General features: G+C 68.4%; 18 protein-coding genes. 2 read left to right on the top strand and 16 right to left on the bottom strand.

Going from position 1 to position 16,380, the window contains the following annotated elements; genetic code table 11:
- Window positions 1–3: 3 nt before the first annotated feature.
- The gene (locus AC3ENO_RS10440) at window positions 4–942 is read right to left on the bottom strand and encodes a tetratricopeptide repeat protein (protein ID WP_434970558.1); all 939 of its coding nucleotides are present in this window, start codon (window positions 940–942) and stop codon (window positions 4–6) included.
- Window positions 939–2,798 carry a DUF8094 domain-containing protein gene (locus AC3ENO_RS10435; RefSeq protein ID WP_434970557.1) on the bottom strand — a complete coding sequence of 620 codons (1,860 nt, stop codon included), beginning with the start codon at window positions 2,796–2,798 and terminating at the stop codon, window positions 939–941. The genes AC3ENO_RS10440 and AC3ENO_RS10435 overlap by 4 nt, the downstream gene beginning before the upstream one ends.
- A 165-nt stretch (window positions 2,799–2,963) precedes the next feature.
- Between AC3ENO_RS10435 and AC3ENO_RS10430 the strand changes: the two genes are divergently transcribed.
- A complete protein-coding gene (locus tag AC3ENO_RS10430) occupies window positions 2,964–4,028 on the top strand; it encodes an AI-2E family transporter (RefSeq protein WP_434970556.1) in 1,065 nt (354 codons plus the stop codon).
- Between the two features lie 3 nt (window positions 4,029–4,031).
- On the opposite strand, the gene AC3ENO_RS10425 is transcribed toward AC3ENO_RS10430, so the two are convergent.
- From AC3ENO_RS10425 to rpsB, 9 genes are all read right to left on the bottom strand, one after another.
- Window positions 4,032–4,760: an alpha/beta hydrolase gene (locus AC3ENO_RS10425; protein WP_434970555.1), complete on the bottom strand. Its 729-nt coding sequence runs from the start codon at window positions 4,758–4,760 to the stop codon at window positions 4,032–4,034.
- 1 nt (window position 4,761) lies between these two features.
- Window positions 4,762–5,046 (bottom strand): hypothetical protein, encoded by a 285-nt coding sequence (locus tag AC3ENO_RS10420; protein WP_434970554.1) that lies wholly within the window; start codon window positions 5,044–5,046, stop codon window positions 4,762–4,764.
- Between the two features lie 9 nt (window positions 5,047–5,055).
- Window positions 5,056–5,754, bottom strand: a complete 699-nt coding sequence (locus AC3ENO_RS10415) for an aggregation-promoting factor C-terminal-like domain-containing protein (RefSeq protein WP_434970553.1) — start codon at window positions 5,752–5,754, stop codon at window positions 5,056–5,058.
- A gap of 54 nt (window positions 5,755–5,808) precedes the next feature.
- Window positions 5,809–6,405 carry a DivIVA domain-containing protein gene (locus tag AC3ENO_RS10410; protein ID WP_434970552.1) on the bottom strand — a complete coding sequence of 199 codons (597 nt, stop codon included), beginning with the start codon at window positions 6,403–6,405 and terminating at the stop codon, window positions 5,809–5,811.
- Window positions 6,406–6,436: 31 nt separating this feature from the next.
- A complete protein-coding gene (locus tag AC3ENO_RS10405; RefSeq protein WP_434970551.1) occupies window positions 6,437–7,444 on the bottom strand; it encodes a phosphatidate cytidylyltransferase in 1,008 nt (335 codons plus the stop codon).
- 8 nt (window positions 7,445–7,452) lie between these two features.
- A complete protein-coding gene (gene frr / locus AC3ENO_RS10400; protein WP_434970550.1) occupies window positions 7,453–8,007 on the bottom strand; it encodes a ribosome recycling factor in 555 nt (184 codons plus the stop codon).
- A gap of 47 nt (window positions 8,008–8,054) precedes the next feature.
- Window positions 8,055–8,777: a UMP kinase gene (gene pyrH / locus AC3ENO_RS10395; RefSeq protein WP_434970549.1), complete on the bottom strand. Its 723-nt coding sequence runs from the start codon at window positions 8,775–8,777 to the stop codon at window positions 8,055–8,057.
- An 87-nt stretch (window positions 8,778–8,864) separates the two neighbouring features.
- Window positions 8,865–9,692, bottom strand: a complete 828-nt coding sequence (gene tsf / locus AC3ENO_RS10390) for a translation elongation factor Ts (protein WP_434970548.1) — start codon at window positions 9,690–9,692, stop codon at window positions 8,865–8,867.
- Between the two features lie 80 nt (window positions 9,693–9,772).
- Window positions 9,773–10,699, bottom strand: a complete 927-nt coding sequence (gene rpsB / locus AC3ENO_RS10385; protein WP_434970547.1) for a 30S ribosomal protein S2 — start codon at window positions 10,697–10,699, stop codon at window positions 9,773–9,775.
- Between the two features lie 325 nt (window positions 10,700–11,024).
- Between rpsB and AC3ENO_RS10380 the strand changes: the two genes are divergently transcribed.
- On the top strand, window positions 11,025–11,669 hold the full coding sequence (locus AC3ENO_RS10380; protein ID WP_434970546.1) for a murein hydrolase activator EnvC family protein: 645 nt from the start codon (window positions 11,025–11,027) through the stop codon (window positions 11,667–11,669).
- Between the two features lie 25 nt (window positions 11,670–11,694).
- On the opposite strand, the gene AC3ENO_RS10375 is transcribed toward AC3ENO_RS10380, so the two are convergent.
- From AC3ENO_RS10375 to AC3ENO_RS10355, 5 genes are all read right to left on the bottom strand, one after another.
- Window positions 11,695–12,270: a hypothetical protein gene (locus AC3ENO_RS10375; protein ID WP_434970545.1), complete on the bottom strand. Its 576-nt coding sequence runs from the start codon at window positions 12,268–12,270 to the stop codon at window positions 11,695–11,697.
- A gap of 52 nt (window positions 12,271–12,322) precedes the next feature.
- Window positions 12,323–13,222, bottom strand: a complete 900-nt coding sequence (locus AC3ENO_RS10370; RefSeq protein WP_434970544.1) for a tyrosine-type recombinase/integrase — start codon at window positions 13,220–13,222, stop codon at window positions 12,323–12,325.
- Window positions 13,223–13,300: 78 nt separating this feature from the next.
- On the bottom strand, window positions 13,301–14,473 hold the full coding sequence (dprA, locus tag AC3ENO_RS10365; RefSeq protein WP_434970543.1) for a DNA-processing protein DprA: 1,173 nt from the start codon (window positions 14,471–14,473) through the stop codon (window positions 13,301–13,303).
- The gene (locus AC3ENO_RS10360) at window positions 14,470–15,990 is read right to left on the bottom strand and encodes a YifB family Mg chelatase-like AAA ATPase (protein WP_434970542.1); all 1,521 of its coding nucleotides are present in this window, start codon (window positions 15,988–15,990) and stop codon (window positions 14,470–14,472) included. Before AC3ENO_RS10360 ends, dprA begins: the two co-directional genes overlap by 4 nt.
- Window positions 15,987–16,349, bottom strand: a complete 363-nt coding sequence (locus AC3ENO_RS10355) for a YraN family protein (RefSeq protein ID WP_434970541.1) — start codon at window positions 16,347–16,349, stop codon at window positions 15,987–15,989. Before AC3ENO_RS10355 ends, AC3ENO_RS10360 begins: the two co-directional genes overlap by 4 nt.
- Window positions 16,350–16,380 lie beyond the last annotated feature (31 nt).

The following is a 16,380-nucleotide window of genomic DNA, read 5'->3' as shown; positions in this document are numbered from 1 at the left end:
GGTCTAGAACAGCAGCGAGGCGAGACGACTGCGAGCACGGATGACGCGAGGGTCATCGTCACCGACGATGCCGAACAGTTCCAGCAGACGCTCGCGCACAGGCATCCGATCGTCGCTGGGCAGCGCCGCGAACAAATCCAGGAGCCGCTCGAACGCGTCCTCGACATGACCCCCCGTCACATCGAGGTCAGCGACCAGCAGCTGGGCATCGACATCGGTGGGGGCAGCGGCTGCAGCCGCACGCGCGGCCTGGAGGTCGGCCCCCTGGATGCGCGAAAGCAGCCGGACCTGGGCGAGGCCTGCGCGGGCATCGGTGTCCCGCGGGTTCTCGGCCAGTGCGCGCTCGTATGCCGAGACGGCGGCGGCGTAATCGCCGGATTCGATCGCTGCGAACGCCTCGGCGTGCAGTGGGGGCAGCGCGGGCTCCTCGGGCGTCTCCCCGTCGGCTTGACTGTCACCGACCGACCCGGTGACACCGTTCTGCGCCGCGAGCTGGAGAAGTTGCGCGAACACATCGCGGACCTGCTGCTCGGGAACGGCACCCGTGAACAGCGGCACCGCCTGTCCGCCGACCAGAGCGACGACCATCGGAATGGACTGAGCGCGGAACGCCTGAGCAAGCTGCGGATTGGCGTCTACGTCGACCTTTGCCAACACCAAGCGACCCGCGTGCTCGGTGACGACACGCTCGAGAACCGGGCTGAGCTGCTTGCACGGCCCGCACCACTCGGCCCACAGGTCCACCACGACGGGGACGGTCTTGGACAGCTCCAGGACCTCGGGGAACATCGCGTCCGTGACGTCGATCACCAGCCGGGCGGCGGTTCCGCCCGCAGGTGCACCCGCCGTGGGTTCAGTCGGGGCAGGCGCCGCGGGGCGGTTGCGCAGGGCGGACAGGTCGACGGCGCCCCGGAGCGGAGCGCTGGAGCCGGGAAGTGTCACAGCACGGAGCCTTTCAGAATCGAACTGGAGTATCCCAGGAGTTGGATCGGCTCACTCGATCCTCGCTCTGGGACGTAGAAGAACAACTGGTCGCTGAAGGTCGTCGAAAAGCCGGATGCCGACTGGTCGGCGCCCGCGAGGGTCTTCACGGTCTCATTGCCTTCGAGCTTGATGACCGCGTCCTCGTTGGTCGGCTTGACGGTGTCGGTCTCGTAGATGCTGACCGCGACGATCGCGCCGCTCTCGAGCGTCGCGATCGCGAAGGGGGAGAACTCGCCCGCCGCGGCGCTGAACGTCAAGCTCCCCGTCTCGGCACCGGTCTGGTTGAACTCGTCGAGCCGCTCTTTGCGATCGGCGACGACACCCGCTCGGAACGTGTCGCTCTCCTCGTCGAACAGGCCGGCGAACTCGGACTCGTCACCCTTGTTGAGCACGTCCGCGTAGGCGGAGGCGAGTTCATCGGGTGGCAGGAGCAGGAACGGGGAGTCGGGTGCGAGTTGGCTGGCGCCGATGTAGGAGGGAGCGAGCTCCGGCATCAGGGTGTTCGCTCCCAGATTGCCGAGATAGCTCAGCTTGTATTCCGTCCACGGATCCGCCTGGGACAGCACCATGATGCTGGAGGTGTTCGCCTCGTCATCGGTGATGACCGCGAGGAAGGAGCGAGGCCACCCGTTGTAGGCCTGCGGCAGGAGGACCTCGACGGGCTTGCCCGGCACAGCGGTGGGCAGCGGGTAGTCGGCGATCGCGTCGCGCAGCGTGTAGTTCGTCTTGCGCTCGGCCAGGAGCGCGCCATCCAGCCGGGTCGCGGCGAGGTCCGCATCCTTGGTCTCGTCCGCCTCCGCGACGGTCTGCGCGACCTGGGCGAGGATCCGCTCCGCCTGCGGCTTGGTCACGGCGGGAGCCTGCTGTCCTTCCGGGACGATCACCGACGCTGTCGGGCTCGGCGTCTCGGAGGGCACCAGCTCTGGCCATGCGTCGGCCGTACACCCAGACAGCAGCGCGCCGGCCAGCGCGACGGCCGGGACAGCGATGAGGCGCCGACGGCCCCACGTGATCGAACGCTTGGGTTTGCCCGCGCTGATCACGCCCTTGTCGGCTTCGGCGACGGAAAGGTCGATCGGTTCGGTGACGGGAATGGGCAACCCCTTGCGTCGTGGGCCGCGGGAGCGTCGCACGTGGCGGATGCCGAGAATGTACAGCACGACACCGACTGCCATGAGGATGCCGCCGCCGACGATGAGCGGGCCCGCCCACGGCGTCGAGTTCGCGATCGGCCACGTCACGCTCACTGTCGTGGGCGCCGGAGCCGTGCCATCTGAGGCGATGATCACGCTCATGTCAGCGGGAAGCTGCAGCGGCGCGATGACCAGATCCTCCTGCTGGTACTGGTCGAGCCAGAGGTCAGAGCCCGCGGGGTTGCGGCCCGGGATCGCCTCCTCGTCTGCGCCTTGCTCGGCTGCGGCGTCATCGGTTGCTGCCGCATCCGAGGCCGGCGCCTCCGTCGACTCGGCGGGGGTGGGCTCGGGAGCAGGCGTCGGGTCTACCTCTTCGGTGACGAGCGAGCCGTCCTCGGTGCGTACGACCTGGTTGTACGACGCGTCCGCGAGCCACGCCTGCACGTCGGCCGTCCGGCCGTACGCGGCGAACACGGTTCCCTCGCCGAGCACACGTAGCGTCTGAGAGCCCGGTGTCGAGGTCAGGACATCGCCACCGATGACCAGGTAGGGCTCGTTCTGGCTGATCGAGACCTCCGCCGTCGTCGATCGCGGGCCTTGGAAGATCGTCCGCTGGGCGATTCCCGCCCCGATCATCACGGTCGCGAGAACGAGCGCAACCACAGCCCATACGAAACGCACGAAGAACCTTTCTCGGCGCACGGACGTCGACGCACACCGGAATATCGACATTTCAGACTAGCGAAGATGACCTGAAAGTCCCCAGAGAGGCGCTGCATCACGTCCACGTCGTCCACTATGCGTATTCTGATCGCCAGGCGGTCGAGTCCCACAGAACGAGGTCCCGTGAAGCTGCAGAACCCCTTCCGCGTCGCATTCGTCGCGACGCTCGGCGTCGGTCTCGGTCTCCTGCTGATCGCCAGCGTGCAGACCCTGTCGACGATCCTCCTCTACGTGGGCACCGCCCTCTTCCTCGCGCTCGGTCTCGAGCCGATGGTCTCGTGGTTGATCCGCCGACGGCTCCCCCGGTGGGCCGCGGTTCTCGTGACGATCGTGGTCGTGCTGGGCGTGTTCGCCGGAGTCATCCTGATGGTGCTGCCGATCATCGTCGAGCAGATCACGCAGTTCGTGATCGAGGTGACCCGCATCCTGCAGAATCCGTCGTGGCCCGACGAGTTGCAGACCTGGCTCGAATCGGTCTTCCCCATGCTCAGGTGGGATGACATCTTCGCGTACATCCTGCAGTGGCTCGAGGGCCTGGACTTCGCCTCCATCGGTGGGTCGATCGGCGGGAACATTCTCGCGATCGGCGCGACGATCGCCAGCGGCCTGTTCGGCGCGTTCATCGTCCTGATCCTCACGATCTACTTCACGGCATCGATCCCCTCACTGAAGAAGGCTGTCTATCAGCTCGTCGCGGCCTCGAAGCGGCAGCGTTTCATCGACCTCGCCGAGCAGATCACCGACTCCGTCGGCTACTACGTCATCGGCCAGGTCACGCTGGGCGTGATCAACGGCATCCTGAGCTCGATCTTCCTGACCGTGATCGGCGCGCCGTTCCCGGCGGTGCTCGCCGTCGTGGCGCTGCTGTTCTCGCTCATCCCCCTCGTGGGTACGCTCACGGGGTCGACGATCATCGTGCTGACCTGCCTCATCCCAGGACTCGGCTCCCCGACGATCGCCCTCATCGCTGCGATCTACTACCTGATCTACATGCAGGTGGAGGCGTACGTCATCTCCCCACGCATCATGAGCCGTGCTGTCTCGATCCCCGGGGCCGTCGTGGTCGTCGCAGCCCTCGCCGGCGGGTCCCTCTTGGGACTCCTCGGCGCCCTGATCGCGATCCCTGCCGCCGCGAGCGTGCTGATCATCTACCGGCAGGTCGTCATCCCTCGTCAAAACGAGCGGTGACGCTCAGGCGGGCGTGCCGAGCTCGCCGTCCCAGTCCGTCGCCAGCGGAAGAGCGTCGGGGTTGATCGCCGCGACGATCTCGGTGAGCACCCTCCGAGTCTGATTCTCGCCGACCCACAGATGACGACCGCCCTCGACGGGGATGAGGGTCGCGTGGGGAATCACCGCGAACCGCTGTGCAGCCTCATCCGGCCGCAGAAAGTCGTCGAACTCGGGGACGAGCACGATGATCGGACGCGGATCTTCCGCCCAGCCGGCCAGCTCCTCGGATGTGGTTCTGTGCAGCGGCGGGGAAAGCAGCACGATCCCCTCGACGTCGTGCTCGGCCGCGTACTTCAGCGCGAGCTCCGTCCCGAAAGACCAGCCCACGACCCACGGGCGCGGCAGTCCGCGCTCGGCAACGAAGGACATCGCAGCCGCGACATCCCAGCGCTCGCCAGCTCCGCCGTCGAACGTTCCCTCGCTTGTGCCGCGCGGAGAGGTCGTTCCGCGCGTGTTGAATCTCAGTACCGCGAGGTCGGCCAGGGCCGGAAGACGCGCCGCCGCCTTGCGAAAGATATGGGAGTCCATGAAACCACCGGCCGTCGGCAGCGGATGCAGTGTCACGAGCGTCGCGTGCGGTGCGCGACCCTCCGGGAGTGCGAGCTCCCCGACGAGTCGAAGGCCGTCCTCGGTGTGAAGCTCGATCTCCTCCCGGCGGGCGGGCAGCAGCATCGGTCCGCGGATCTCCATGTCAGCTGATCCTCCAGCAGTGGGTATGCCAATGGCGCCGCGCGGCGATGTCTGCCGCGTCGCCGAGGACTCCGTCCGAGCGCCAGGCCACCACATGCGCGGTGCCCGGCTCGATCGGACGAACGCAGCCCGGGCACGCGTAGGCCTTCGTCGCCTGCGCTCCCGACACCGGTTGGACGGTCCAGGCCACGCCGCGGCGGACCTCTGTGCGTTTCCACCCAGCCAGGAAGCGCTCGAACCCGTCGTCGCCGGCGGGCTCAGGACGGCGACGATGAGATCGTGGCATCCTCGCCGATCACCACCAGTGGTTGTTGACCCAGAAGTTGTACGCTCCGCCCCAGCTGCCGTAGCGTCCCACCGCGTAGCCGTTGGCCCACCTCAGGTTGTCGACCGGGTTGTAGCCGCTCCCGGGAACCTTGCTGCACGGGAGCGCCTGAACGAGACCGCACGCCCCGGAGCGGCGGTTCGTGGCGTTGGGATTCCATCCGCTCTCGCGCGAGACGATGTAGTCGACATAGCCCCATTCGCTCTCGGGGATGCCCGCCGCCGACATCCACTCGGCCGGCGACCCGCCGCCGGAGTAGAACAACGGCGCCGCCGCTCCCCCGCCGCTACGGCTCGAGGCCACCACCGGAGTGGGCGTGGGCTTCGGTTTCACATAGACCTGGTAGCCGCCGCGGTCGGGATCGAAAGCAGCAGCATCGACATCAGCGTCGACGACGAGTGACTGCGCGTCGACCAGGGAGCTCGCGTAGAGGGAGACCGCCTCGGGTGCCTCGTCTTCGGGTGTCGCGAATGCCATGCCGCTCGGGCCCGCGTTGGCCGCGACGAACCCCATCGCCGCCAATGCCGCGAACACGGCCAGCACCCCGCGCCGCTTGGACCAGTGACCGACCGGGGCAGCGGCCGCGCGCGGCGGAACGCTCGAACGCCGCGTGGCGACGTCGGCACGAGGCCGCGCCGACACCTCAGCGTTGCGATTCTCACTAGTCACGATGAGTCGATTCTACCGACGCGCAGCGACGAACACGGTGCGAGTGTCCGTGGTTCACTCGACAGCGAGCATGACCTCGACGACGGCATCGAGCACGGCATCCACCTGGACTTCGCGATAGCCGCCTCGCTGCATCCTGAAGGCGACCCCTCGGACCTGCTCGATCGTCGCTCCCGTTCCAGACTCGAGGTAGCGGGCCAGCTTGTCCATCACGAAGTCGACTTCATCGATCCGATAGCCGTAGCGCAGGGCGCCGGTGCGCTGGAAACGTCGACGGGGCGGACGCTGCAGACGATCGAGGACGATCTGCGCATCTCGGCGGGTGCGCGCGATCCACACGTCGGTGCCCACGCGAGCAATGGCAGCGTCGCGCTCTCGCCGCGCGAACGCGTCCTCGATGCGCGTGAGTGCGGCATCCACGCTCGTGATCTCGTAGCCGCGGCGCGTCAGCGGGAACGCCGCAGCCCGGATCTGACCCGAGGTCATCGACGTGCGTCCCGGGGACTCGAATGCTTCCCGCGCGTGAGAGAGAAAGCTGTCCACAGCGGCCCGCTCATAACCCTTCACGCGGCCCCGCGTCACCGGGAACAACGCCCGTGCGGGCTCCGGAACCGCTGCAGCGGCGGAGTCGGTATGAGAAGTCATCGTCATGAGATCACCCACCTCGTGCTCGTGCAGCACATCATGCTGCCACGACCGGTGCGAACAGGTAGTACAGCGCGAGCGCGGCGGTCGCCGAGGGCAGGATCGAGTCCAGCCTGTCCAGGACGCCGCCGTGCCCCGGGAGCCAGGAACTCATGTCCTTGATTCCGAGGTCTCGCTTGACCATCGACTCGCCCAGGTCGCCGGTTGTCGCCGTGCCGAGGATCAGCGCACCGAAGATCGCACCGGCCCACCACGGCACCCCGAGCAGAAAGACCCCCAGCAGGATGCCGGCGGCGACCGCGCCGACCACGGCTCCGCCGAATCCCTCCCACGTCTTGTTGGGACTGATCCGAGGCGCCATCGGGTGTTTTCCGAACGTGAGGCCGGATGCGTAGGCCGCTGTGTCGGCGACCACAGCGACGGCGATGAAGGCGATGATCCACCATTCGCCTCCTTCCTGGCGCAGCAGGATCATGGCCATGCTCGCCAGGAACGGCACGTAGAACACGACGAACGTTCCCGCGAGCACGTCGCTCGTCACAGCGGTGTAGGGACGAGCGTCGGCGGCGGCCATCTGGGCGATCAACCGCCAGACGACCACGAAGACGAGAGCCGCAAACAGGGCGACCCAGTGGAGCCACAGCTCCAGGAACGCGCCAGACAGAAGAACGACGACGGAGGCGACCAGCTGTGGCGCCAGGTCGATACGTCGTCCCGACCCGGTCAGTGCCCGCGAGAACTCCACGACCCCGAGCACGACCACCCCGAGCGCCAGGAGGATGAACACCCACTTGACGAAGATGAGCGAGAGGAGCGCGACCGCCCCGATTCCCACTCCGATGAGGATCGCGAGGATCAGATCCCTACCTGTGCGCTTCTTGATGCGCTCATTCGCTTCCTCGAACTCGGCGCGCGCGTGCGCGACATGTTGCTCGAACTCACTGCGCGCAGTGCGCACGTGCGCCTGGAAGCCGGCGCCAGGATCCTCCGCCGGCACCCCAGCGGGGTCGCCGGGGAGGCGCGCGTCGGAACGATCGTCGGTCATGTCGACCGTTAGACCTCGAGAAGCTCTGCTTCTTTGCGCTTGAGCGCCTCGTCGATCTGGTCGACGTGTGCGCGCGTCAGCGCATCGAGCTCTTTCTCCGCACGAGACAGCTCGTCCTCACCGATCTCGCTCTTGAGGGCGTCGAGGTCGTCCTTCGCCTTGCGGCGGATGCCTCGGACATGCACCTTCGCATCCTCACCCTTGGCCCGCACAAGCTTGACGAACTCCTTGCGGCGCTCCTCGGTGAGCTCCGGCATCGTGACGCGCACGATCGTGCCGTCGTTGGTCGGGTTCGCGCCCAGGTTCGGGGCATCCCGGATGGCCTGCTCGATCGCCTTCAGCGCCGACTTGTCGTAGGGGTTGATGACGAGCGTGCGCGCCTCGGGGTTGTTCAGGGAGGCGAGCTGCGCGAGCGGCGTGGGCGAGCCGTAGTAGTCGACCATGATCCGCTGGAACAGCTGCGGATTGGCCCGACCCGTGCGCACGGTCGCGAAGTCATCCTTCGCGGCCTCCACGGCACGATCCATGCGGGTTCCAGCATCGGTCAAGACATCCGCGATCACGGCGACTCCTTACTGCGTCTGACCAGCCCAGTCTAGTCGGCAGGCCTTCAGCCGACCGTGACGACGGTGCCGATCGGTTCGCCCCGCAGCGCACGTGTGACGTTGCCCTCCGGTTCCATGCCGAACACACGCATGTCCATGCCGTTGTCCATGCACAGGCTGAACGCGGTCGAATCGACAACCTTCAGACCGCGCTGCAGGGCATCGAGGTAGGTGATCCGGTCGATGCGGGTCGCCGTCGGATCGGTGCGCGGATCGGCGGTGTAGACGCCGTCAACGCCGTTCTTGGCTACGAGAACCTCGGTCGCCCCGATCTCCAGCGCCCGCTGCGCCGCGACCGTGTCGGTCGAGAAGTAGGGCAGGCCAGCCCCCGCACCGAAGATCACGACGCGCCCCTTCTCCATGTGGCGCTCCGCGCGACGCGGGATGTAGGGCTCGGCGACCTGCGTCATCGAAATGGCGGACTGCACTCGCGTCGCAGCTCCCGCCTGCTCGAGGAAGTCCTGCAGCGCGAGTGCGTTCATGACGGTACCGAGCATCCCCATGTAATCGGCTCGGCCCCGATCCATCCCCCGCTGGCTGAGCTCCGCTCCGCGGAAGAAGTTTCCCCCGCCGACCACGACGGCGATCTCCACCTCATCGACCGCTGCCGCGATCTCGCGCGCGATCTGGCTGACGACATCCGGATTGACCCCGAGCTGCCCTCCCCCGAACGCTTCCCCCGAAAGCTTGAGCAGGACGCGTCGGCGTCCCGTCGATTCATCCGCCACGTACGTCTCCTCTGTGTCGCCTACAACCTACCGAAGCACATGAGAAAGGGCCCGCACGGAATGGTGCGGACCCTTTCATCGCGGTGCTTACGCGCCGACCTTGAACCGAGCAAAGCCCGTGAGTGTCAGGCCTGCATCCTCGGCCACCTGTGCGACCGAGAGCTTGTTGTCGCGGGCGTAGTCCTGATCGAGCAGAGCGACCTGCTTGAAGTAGGCGTTGACCCGGCCCTCGACGATCTTGGGGAGAGCGGCCTCGGGCTTGCCCTCGTTGCGCGAGATCTCGGTGACGATCTCACGCTCCTTCTCGACATCTGCCTCGGGGACCTCGTCGCGAGACAGGTAGGACGGGTTTGCGAACGAGATGTGCTGCGCGAGGGCGCGAGCGGTCTCGGCATCCTCACCCGTGTAGGCCAGCACGACGCCCACCTGGGGCGGGAGGTCCTTGTTGGTCTTGTGCAGGTAGATCTCGAACTTCTCGCCCTCGAGCGTGCGCACCTGGCGAAGCTCGACCTTCTCGCCGATGATCGCTGCCTCATCGGAGATCAGCTGGTCGACGGTGCTGGCACCCGCGGGAGCGGCCAGCGCCGCCTCGACGGAGTCCGCCGACACGGCTGCGGCAGCGTCCACGACCTTGTCGGCAAGGGCGACGAAACGGTCGTTCTTGGCGACGAAGTCCGTCTCGCACGCGAGTTCGATGAGAGTGACCTTGCCGCCCACCTCGCGAGCGGCGATGAGGCCTTCGCTCGTCGAGCGGTCGGCACGCTTGGCGTTGCCCTTCGCGCCCTTCAGACGCAGGATCTCGACGGCCTTCTCGACGTCGCCGTCGGCCTCTTCGAGCGCCTTCTTGGTGTCGACCATGCCCGTTCCGAGCTGCTCGCGCAGGGCCTTGATGTCGGCGATCGTGAAGTTTGCCATGGGTGGCGGCTCCTTGTTCGTGGTGAGTTCTCGTGGATGCTCCGGCGGCGCACACGCGCCGCCGGAGCGATGTCGATCGGCTACTTGGTCTCGGCGGTGTCAGCCTCGGCGGTGTCAGCCTCGGCGGCGTCCGCCTCGGCGACCGCGTCGGTTCCGGCGACTGCCTCGTGCGCGGCTGCCCCGGCAGCGTCGGCGTCGGACTCGGTCGCGATGGTCTCGACCTCGGCGAGGTCAGTGACCACCGGCGCACCCTGCTCGAGAAGCTCGCGCTCCCATTCGGCGAGGGGCTCAGCGGCCTCGGCCTCGTCGGCAGGCTGGTGACGCTGGATGAGGCCGTCGGCGGCAGCATCCGCGATGATGCGCGTGAGCAGGCTCACCGAGCGGATCGCGTCGTCGTTGCCGGGAATCGGGTACTGGAACTCGTCCGGGTCGGCGTTGGTGTCGAGGATGCCGATGACGGGGATGCCGAGCTTCTTGGCCTCGTCGATGGCGAGGTGCTCACGCTTGGCGTCGACGACCCAGATGGCCGAGGGGGTCTTCTGCAGGTTGCGGATACCGCCGAGCGACTTGTGGAGCTTGTCGAGCTCGCGCTTCTTGATGAGCAGTTCCTTCTTGGTCAGACCGCTCGCCGCCGGGTCGTCGTAGTCGAACTCCTCGAGCTCCTTCATGCGCTGCAGGCGCTTGGAGACGGTGACGAAGTTGGTGAGGAGGCCACCGAGCCAACGCTCGTTGACATAGGGCTGGCCCACACGGGTCGCCTGCTCGGCGATGATCTCCTGCGCCTGCTTCTTGGTGCCAACGAACAGGATCGTGCCACCGTGGGCAACGGTCTCCTTGACGAACTCGTAGGCCTTGTCGATGTAGGTGAGGGACTGCTGCAGGTCGATGATGTGGATACCGCTGCGCTCGGCGAGGATGAAGCGCTTGACCTTCGGGTTCCACCGGCGGGTCTGGTGTCCGAAGTGCACGCCGCTGTCGAGCAGCTGGCGAATCGTAACGACGGCCATGGCCGTACTCCTTTGCTGACGCGGTTGCGCGTCTCTTACGGTTGATCTCGTCGGTCGGCGACCGACGATCCTGGTGCCCGACGCGCTCCCGCTGGGCTCGGGTGAGCACAGACCGGTGGGAGTGGCGCCACCTGGCCGATAGCCAGGCTTTGGGCACGCGAAGTCACCCCGCGGACGGGGTGCCCCTCCAGTGTACCAGCGGACGCCTCACCGCAGGACGCGCGAGTGCGCAGCCGCATCCTCCCCAGCACCCGGGGTCGCACTGCCCGTCCCCCGCCTCGCGCCGGCGCCCCGGGCTCGCGCCTGGGCGACGGATGCTGGCAGCATGCCCCCGTCGCACCTCCTGCCCCCGTCGCACCTGACAGCACCGTCGCACCTGACAGCACCGTCGCGCCCCGATCGACTCTTACGCCGGATCGTTCTCGTCATTCTGGCGGTGGTCCTCCTGTCGCCAGCCTGCCTACCCGCGACCCCCTCAGCGGCGTCCGAGGACCATGCGCTCGGCGTCGACGGTCAGCCGACGGCCTCGGCCGCGGCGAGCCTCGGGCCCGGTCCCGCCGCGCGCGACTGGATCTGGCCAACGTCGGGGTTTCGACTCGTGGCCCCGTATGTCGCCCCGGCGCACCGCTACGGGCCCGGGCACCGCGGCGTCGATCTCGCGCTGTTCGACACTCGGACTGTGCGTTCGCCAGCCCCGGGGGTCGTGCGATTCACCGGCACCGTGGTCGATCGCGACCTCATCACGATCGACCACGGTGACGGTTTCGTGACGACCCTCGAACCCGTGGCATCTCCGCTCCGGGTGGGCGACCGCGTCGATCGAGGTCAACACGTCGGCATCGTCACGGAGGGCGGTCATGCACCCCGTGACGCTGTCCACTTCGGTGTCCGCTGGCACGGTGAGTACATCAACCCGATGCTGCTGCTCGGTGGCGTGCCGCGCGCGATCCTGCTTCCGTGCTGCCGATGACGCTCTCACACCGCCGGAGGCGAACTCAGCGGAAGACGTTCCGGTCGCCGTTGTCCTGGACCTGGCCGTAGCCTCTCGCGCTCAGTGTGTTGTCGTTGCCGTTCACGGTGACCAGATCGATCGTGCCGTCTGCCTCGATGAGCGTGCGGTCTCCGGCGATGTCGAGCACCCCGATGGCGCCGCCGGAGACGGAGTTGTCGTTGCCTTCCAGCCGCAGACTGCCGATGTCGCCGATGACGACGTCATTCGAACTCCCCTGCAAGAGCACGGTGTCGGCGTCGCCGTCGATGCGAGCGACGATACGGTTGCCTGCGATCGTCACGTCTGCGCAGTCGCCCGTGAGCGAGAAGGTGACGTCGTTGCCCGCGAGAACGGCCTGCCCGCCGACGCAGAGGGCGTCTGGTGCGGGCTCGGGGTCCACGGTCACCGTCGGAACGGGCGTCGGGGTGATCGTCGCCCACGTCGGTGTCGGCAGCGCAGTCGCGGGCGCTCGAGTCGGCACGACGGTGACCCGCGGTCCGGGCAGCGCGATGCATCCGCCGAGCGCGAACGTCACGACCAGGGCGAGGGCTGCACCGAGGGTGCGGCGCGGAGCATGCATGCGATAACCCTACGCGCGATATCCGCCATCTCCGGAGGACTGCGGGGGCGCTCTACGCGCGAGGATGGGCGAGACGGTAACTTGCGGCGAGCCGTTCACTCGACACGTGGGTGTAGATCTGCGTCGTGCCGAGACTTGCATGACCCAGCAGCTCCTGCACCGAGCGCAAGTCGGCGCCGCCGTCGAGCAGGTGCGTCGCACCGGAGTGGCGCAGCGCATGCGGACCGACGGCGCCGCCCGTGAGAGCCGCTACCCGGCGGGATACGACATCGTAGACGGCGCGGGCGCCGATGCGACCGCCGCGAACCCCGAGGAAGAGGGCGCCAGGGGCGGATGCCGAGTCGACAAGGGCGGGACGTCCGCGCACGAGATAGGCATCCAGCGCGCGGGCTGCCGCTCCGCCGTAGGGCACGATCCGCTCCTTGGATCCCTTGCCCCAGACTCGAGCAGTGCGCCGAGCAGCGTCCAGATCAGTCAGATCGAGGGCGCACAGCTCCGAGACGCGCAGGGCCGCACCGTACAGCAGCTCGAGGATCGCGTGGTCGCGAAGGTCGACGGGATCTCCTCGCTCGGTGGCGGTCTCGCCGAGCGCGTCGAGCAGGTGCGAGAGCCCTTCCGCCGACGCGACTTTGGGAAGCGTTCGCCCTCTTTTGGGTGCGATCAGGCGCACCGCCGGGTTGGACGCGATCAGTCCCTCATCCAGCGCCCATGCGAAGAAGGTGCGCACCGCCGCGGCACGCCGGGCAAGCGTCGAGCGCGCGTCACCGCGTCGGCTCGCTCGCCAGATCCAGTCCCGCAGGGCGTCGAGATCCACGGATGCCACGGTGACAGGCCCGACAGCATCGGCGAGGTCGGCCAGATCCGAGCGATAGGCGCGGATCGTGGCAGGCGAAAGCCGACGCACATGGGCGAGGTGGCGCAGATACTGCTCGGCCGCCTCGCTGATCTCCATGGGGACAGGATGCCGCAGCTCATGCACGGCGGCGGCCGCCCGACGCGGCGTGGCGCAAGCCCGCACCCCGCTCACCCGTCAGGTGAGCCGCCATCCGCCGGCAATGGCAACCACGAGGCCCTCCACCTGCAGAAGTCCCAGGTGGGACTGCACGTCAGTGACGCTGAGCCCGCAGCGCTGCGCGATCTCCTCCGGCGTGCGGGCCGACCGCGAGCTCAGGGCATCGCGCACGCGGGTTCGGTCCGATGTGTGCGCAGAGGAGTCCGCGGATCCCCCCTCGTCGGGAAGCTCTCCCCATCCCAGCAGTTCTCGCACATCCGCCGCATTCGTCACGCACGTGGCCTCGAGTTCGCGCAACAGCCGGTGACAGCCCGCGGAGGCCGCACTGGTCACGGGGCCCGGAACCGCGCCGATCGGACGCCCGAGGGCGCTCGCGTGGTGGGCGGTGTTGAGGGAGCCGCTGCGCCACCCTGCTTCGACAACCACCGTGACCGCCGACAACGCCGCGATGAGTCGGTTCCGCTGCAGGAACCGCCACTTGGTCGGCGCGGAGCCGGGCGCAACCTCGCTCACAACCGCCCCCGTGTCGGCGATGCGTTCGATCAGCTCGGTATGAGCCTGCGGATAGGCACGTTCGAGACCGCCTGCCATGAGCGCGACCGTCGTTCCCCGTCCCGCGAGAGTCGCCCGGTGGGCAGCGGCGTCAATCCCGAACGCGGCTCCCGAGACAATGCTGATGCCGCACGCGGCGAGTTCTGCCGCCATCTCCCCTGCAACATGCTCGCCGTAGCTCGTCGCCGCGCGAGCACCGACGATCGCGACACCGTGCTGGGCGCTCTCGAGTACACGCGGATCCCCCCGGACCCACAGGACGAGCGGCCCGTGCTCGGCGAGGTCATCCACGGAATCCGGCCACGTCTCGTCGTGGGGTGTCAGCAGACGCAGCCGTGCCGCACGCGCCGTTCGCAGCGCCGCCGAGACTGCGCCGGACCGCAGTCTCGGCCGCCATCGCTCCACCGCCGCGCGCGCGTCGTCCGGGTCCAGGATGCCGTCGCCCAGGTCATCGCGCCGGACCCGCTCGAACGCCTCGGCGGGGCCCACGGCGCCGACCAGCTGGCCGGCCGCACGATCCCCGGGTTCGGTGAGGATGTTCCAGAGGACACGCGTGTAGCGGTCGAGGATCTCGTCATCGGGGAGTGCCCCGACAACGAGAGGTCCCAGCTCGTCACGGGCACGCGAGAGATCGATCACGAGACAGTTCCTCTCTTCAAGAACAGGGCCCGGCCGATGTGGTCGGGAGTCGGCATCGGCACGCCGTCGAGATCGGCGAGGGTCCACGCGATCCGAAGGACGCGGTCGTACCCGCGGAGGGTGAGTGTTCCGCGGGCAAGAGCACGATCCAGAGGGGCGCGCGCGGCGGGAGGCAGCGCGCCCGGTCCGGAGCGCAGCCACGTTCCCGGGACGTCGACGTTCCGACGCCACGGCGTGTCGGCCAGCCGTCGCATCGCCCGCTCGCGGGCTCCGCGCACGAGCGCCGCGCCTTCCTGCGAACTCATGCGGCCCCGCTCCTCGGGCACCCGCCCGACCCGCAGGAGGGTCAGCTCGATGTCGACGCGGTCCAGCAGCGGGCCCGACAGGCGGTTGCGGTACCGCCGGACCGCCTGCGGCGGGCACTCGCACACGGCATCCCGCAGCCCGCGGTTCCCGCACGGACACGGGTTCGTGGCCAGCACCAGCTGGAATCGCGCGGGGAAGGATGCCGTGTACCCGGCGCGGTGAACCGTGATGCTTCCTGACTCGAGCGGCTGGCGCAGCGCATCGAGCACGTTGGTGGCGAACTCGGCAGCCTCATCCAGAAAGAGCACGCCCTCGCTCGCGCGCACGATGGCGCCTGGGCGGGGCACCCTGCTTCCGCCGCCGACGAGCGCTGCCGCACTCGCGCTGTGGTGCGGCGCCTCGAACGGCGGAACACGCGAGAGGTCGGTGACGGCATGTCCGGAAAGCGAGCGAACGGATGCCGCCGCCAGCGCCGCCTCATCATCCAAGGGCGGCAGGATGCCGGGGAGCCGCCGCGCGAGCATCGTCTTGCCCGCTCCGGGCGGACCCGTCATGAGCAGATGGTGACCGCCCGCCGCCGCCACCAGGAGAGCCGCGACCGCGTCGTCTTGACCCACGACGTCGGCAAGATCGAGCGCCTCCGGCGCCAGAGCCTGATCAGCACGCGCGTGGACCGGTTCCGCATCCGGCAGCCGCGCATCGATGCCGTGCCGGGACAGCACATCCCCGAGGCTCGTCGCCCCGACCACGGCGATCCCCGGCACGAGGGCCGCCTCGTCCTCGTTTGCGCGCGGCACGACGACGGTGCGAAGCCCCGCTCGGGCGGCAGCGACGACGGCGGGAAGAATGCCGGGAACCGGCCGGAGTCGGCCGTCCAGCCCCAGTTCGCCGATGTGCGCCGTGCGCAGGAGGGCGTCTGCCGAGAGCGGCAACTGCGTTGCCAGCGCTGCCACGGCGATCGCCAGGTCGAACCCGGAGCCATGTTTGGGCAGGCTCGCCGGCGAGAGGTTGACGGTGAGGCGTCGACTCGGCAGCGGCACGTCGCTGTTGGCGCACGCGTTTCGCACTCGCTGTGATGCCTCGCCCAGCGCCTTGTCCGCGAGGCCGATGATTCGAAAGTCGGGGAGCTGATCGGAAAGGTCCGCCTCGACCTCCACCGCGACTCCCTCGATCCCGACCAGGGAGATCGCCCACGTACGGGCCAGGCTCATGCGAGGTCCCGCAGATGCTCGATCCGGAGCGGCGCCGCCGGATCGCCGGTGATCGCGAGTCCATCCACCCGAAGGGTCCGTCCGCCGACGAGCTCGCGGTGCGCGGCCCGCCACTCCCGGGCGAGCTGATGCAAGCGGTGGAGCTTCTGCGAGCCGATCGCCTCGAACGGATGCCCGAAGGCGGCAGTGCGGCGGGTCTTGACCTCGACGATGGCGATGGTCTCGGCATCCGCCACGACCAGATCGATCTCACCGCTGCGGCATCGCCAGTTACGGTCGAGGATCGCGAAGCCACGGCCGCGAAAGTACGCCTCCGCGGTGCGTTCACCCGCCCTGCCGAGGTCGTCCTTGCGTGCCATTCCCCCAGCGTGACGGCGCCGGCGCGCGCGG

This window comes from Microbacterium sp. bgisy207, assembly GCF_057706855.1.
The sequence above is the reverse complement of the archived record's forward strand: the minus strand, read 5'-3'. Positions and strand labels throughout refer to the sequence as shown.

Excerpts from the sequence above, each read along its gene's own strand:
- AC3ENO_RS10355 (WP_434970541.1), bottom strand. The coding sequence starts at position 16,349 with ATGGCACGCAAGGACGACCTCGGCAGGGCGGGTGAACGCACCGCGGAG.
- AC3ENO_RS10420 (WP_434970554.1), bottom strand. The coding sequence starts at position 5,046 with ATGCCACGATCTCATCGTCGCCGTCCTGAGCCCGCCGGCGACGACGGG.
- tsf (WP_434970548.1), bottom strand. The coding sequence starts at position 9,692 with ATGGCAAACTTCACGATCGCCGACATCAAGGCCCTGCGCGAGCAGCTC.
- AC3ENO_RS10370 (WP_434970544.1), bottom strand. The coding sequence starts at position 13,222 with ATGGAGATCAGCGAGGCGGCCGAGCAGTATCTGCGCCACCTCGCCCAT.
- AC3ENO_RS10380 (WP_434970546.1), top strand. The coding sequence starts at position 11,025 with ATGCCCCCGTCGCACCTCCTGCCCCCGTCGCACCTGACAGCACCGTCG.
- AC3ENO_RS10375 (WP_434970545.1), bottom strand. The coding sequence starts at position 12,270 with ATGCATGCTCCGCGCCGCACCCTCGGTGCAGCCCTCGCCCTGGTCGTG.
- rpsB (WP_434970547.1), bottom strand. The coding sequence starts at position 10,699 with ATGGCCGTCGTTACGATTCGCCAGCTGCTCGACAGCGGCGTGCACTTC.
- AC3ENO_RS10405 (WP_434970551.1), bottom strand. The coding sequence starts at position 7,444 with ATGACCGACGATCGTTCCGACGCGCGCCTCCCCGGCGACCCCGCTGGG.
- AC3ENO_RS10425 (WP_434970555.1), bottom strand. The coding sequence starts at position 4,760 with ATGGAGATCCGCGGACCGATGCTGCTGCCCGCCCGCCGGGAGGAGATC.
- AC3ENO_RS10410 (WP_434970552.1), bottom strand. The coding sequence starts at position 6,405 with ATGACGATGACTTCTCATACCGACTCCGCCGCTGCAGCGGTTCCGGAG.
- AC3ENO_RS10360 (WP_434970542.1), bottom strand. The coding sequence starts at position 15,990 with ATGAGCCTGGCCCGTACGTGGGCGATCTCCCTGGTCGGGATCGAGGGA.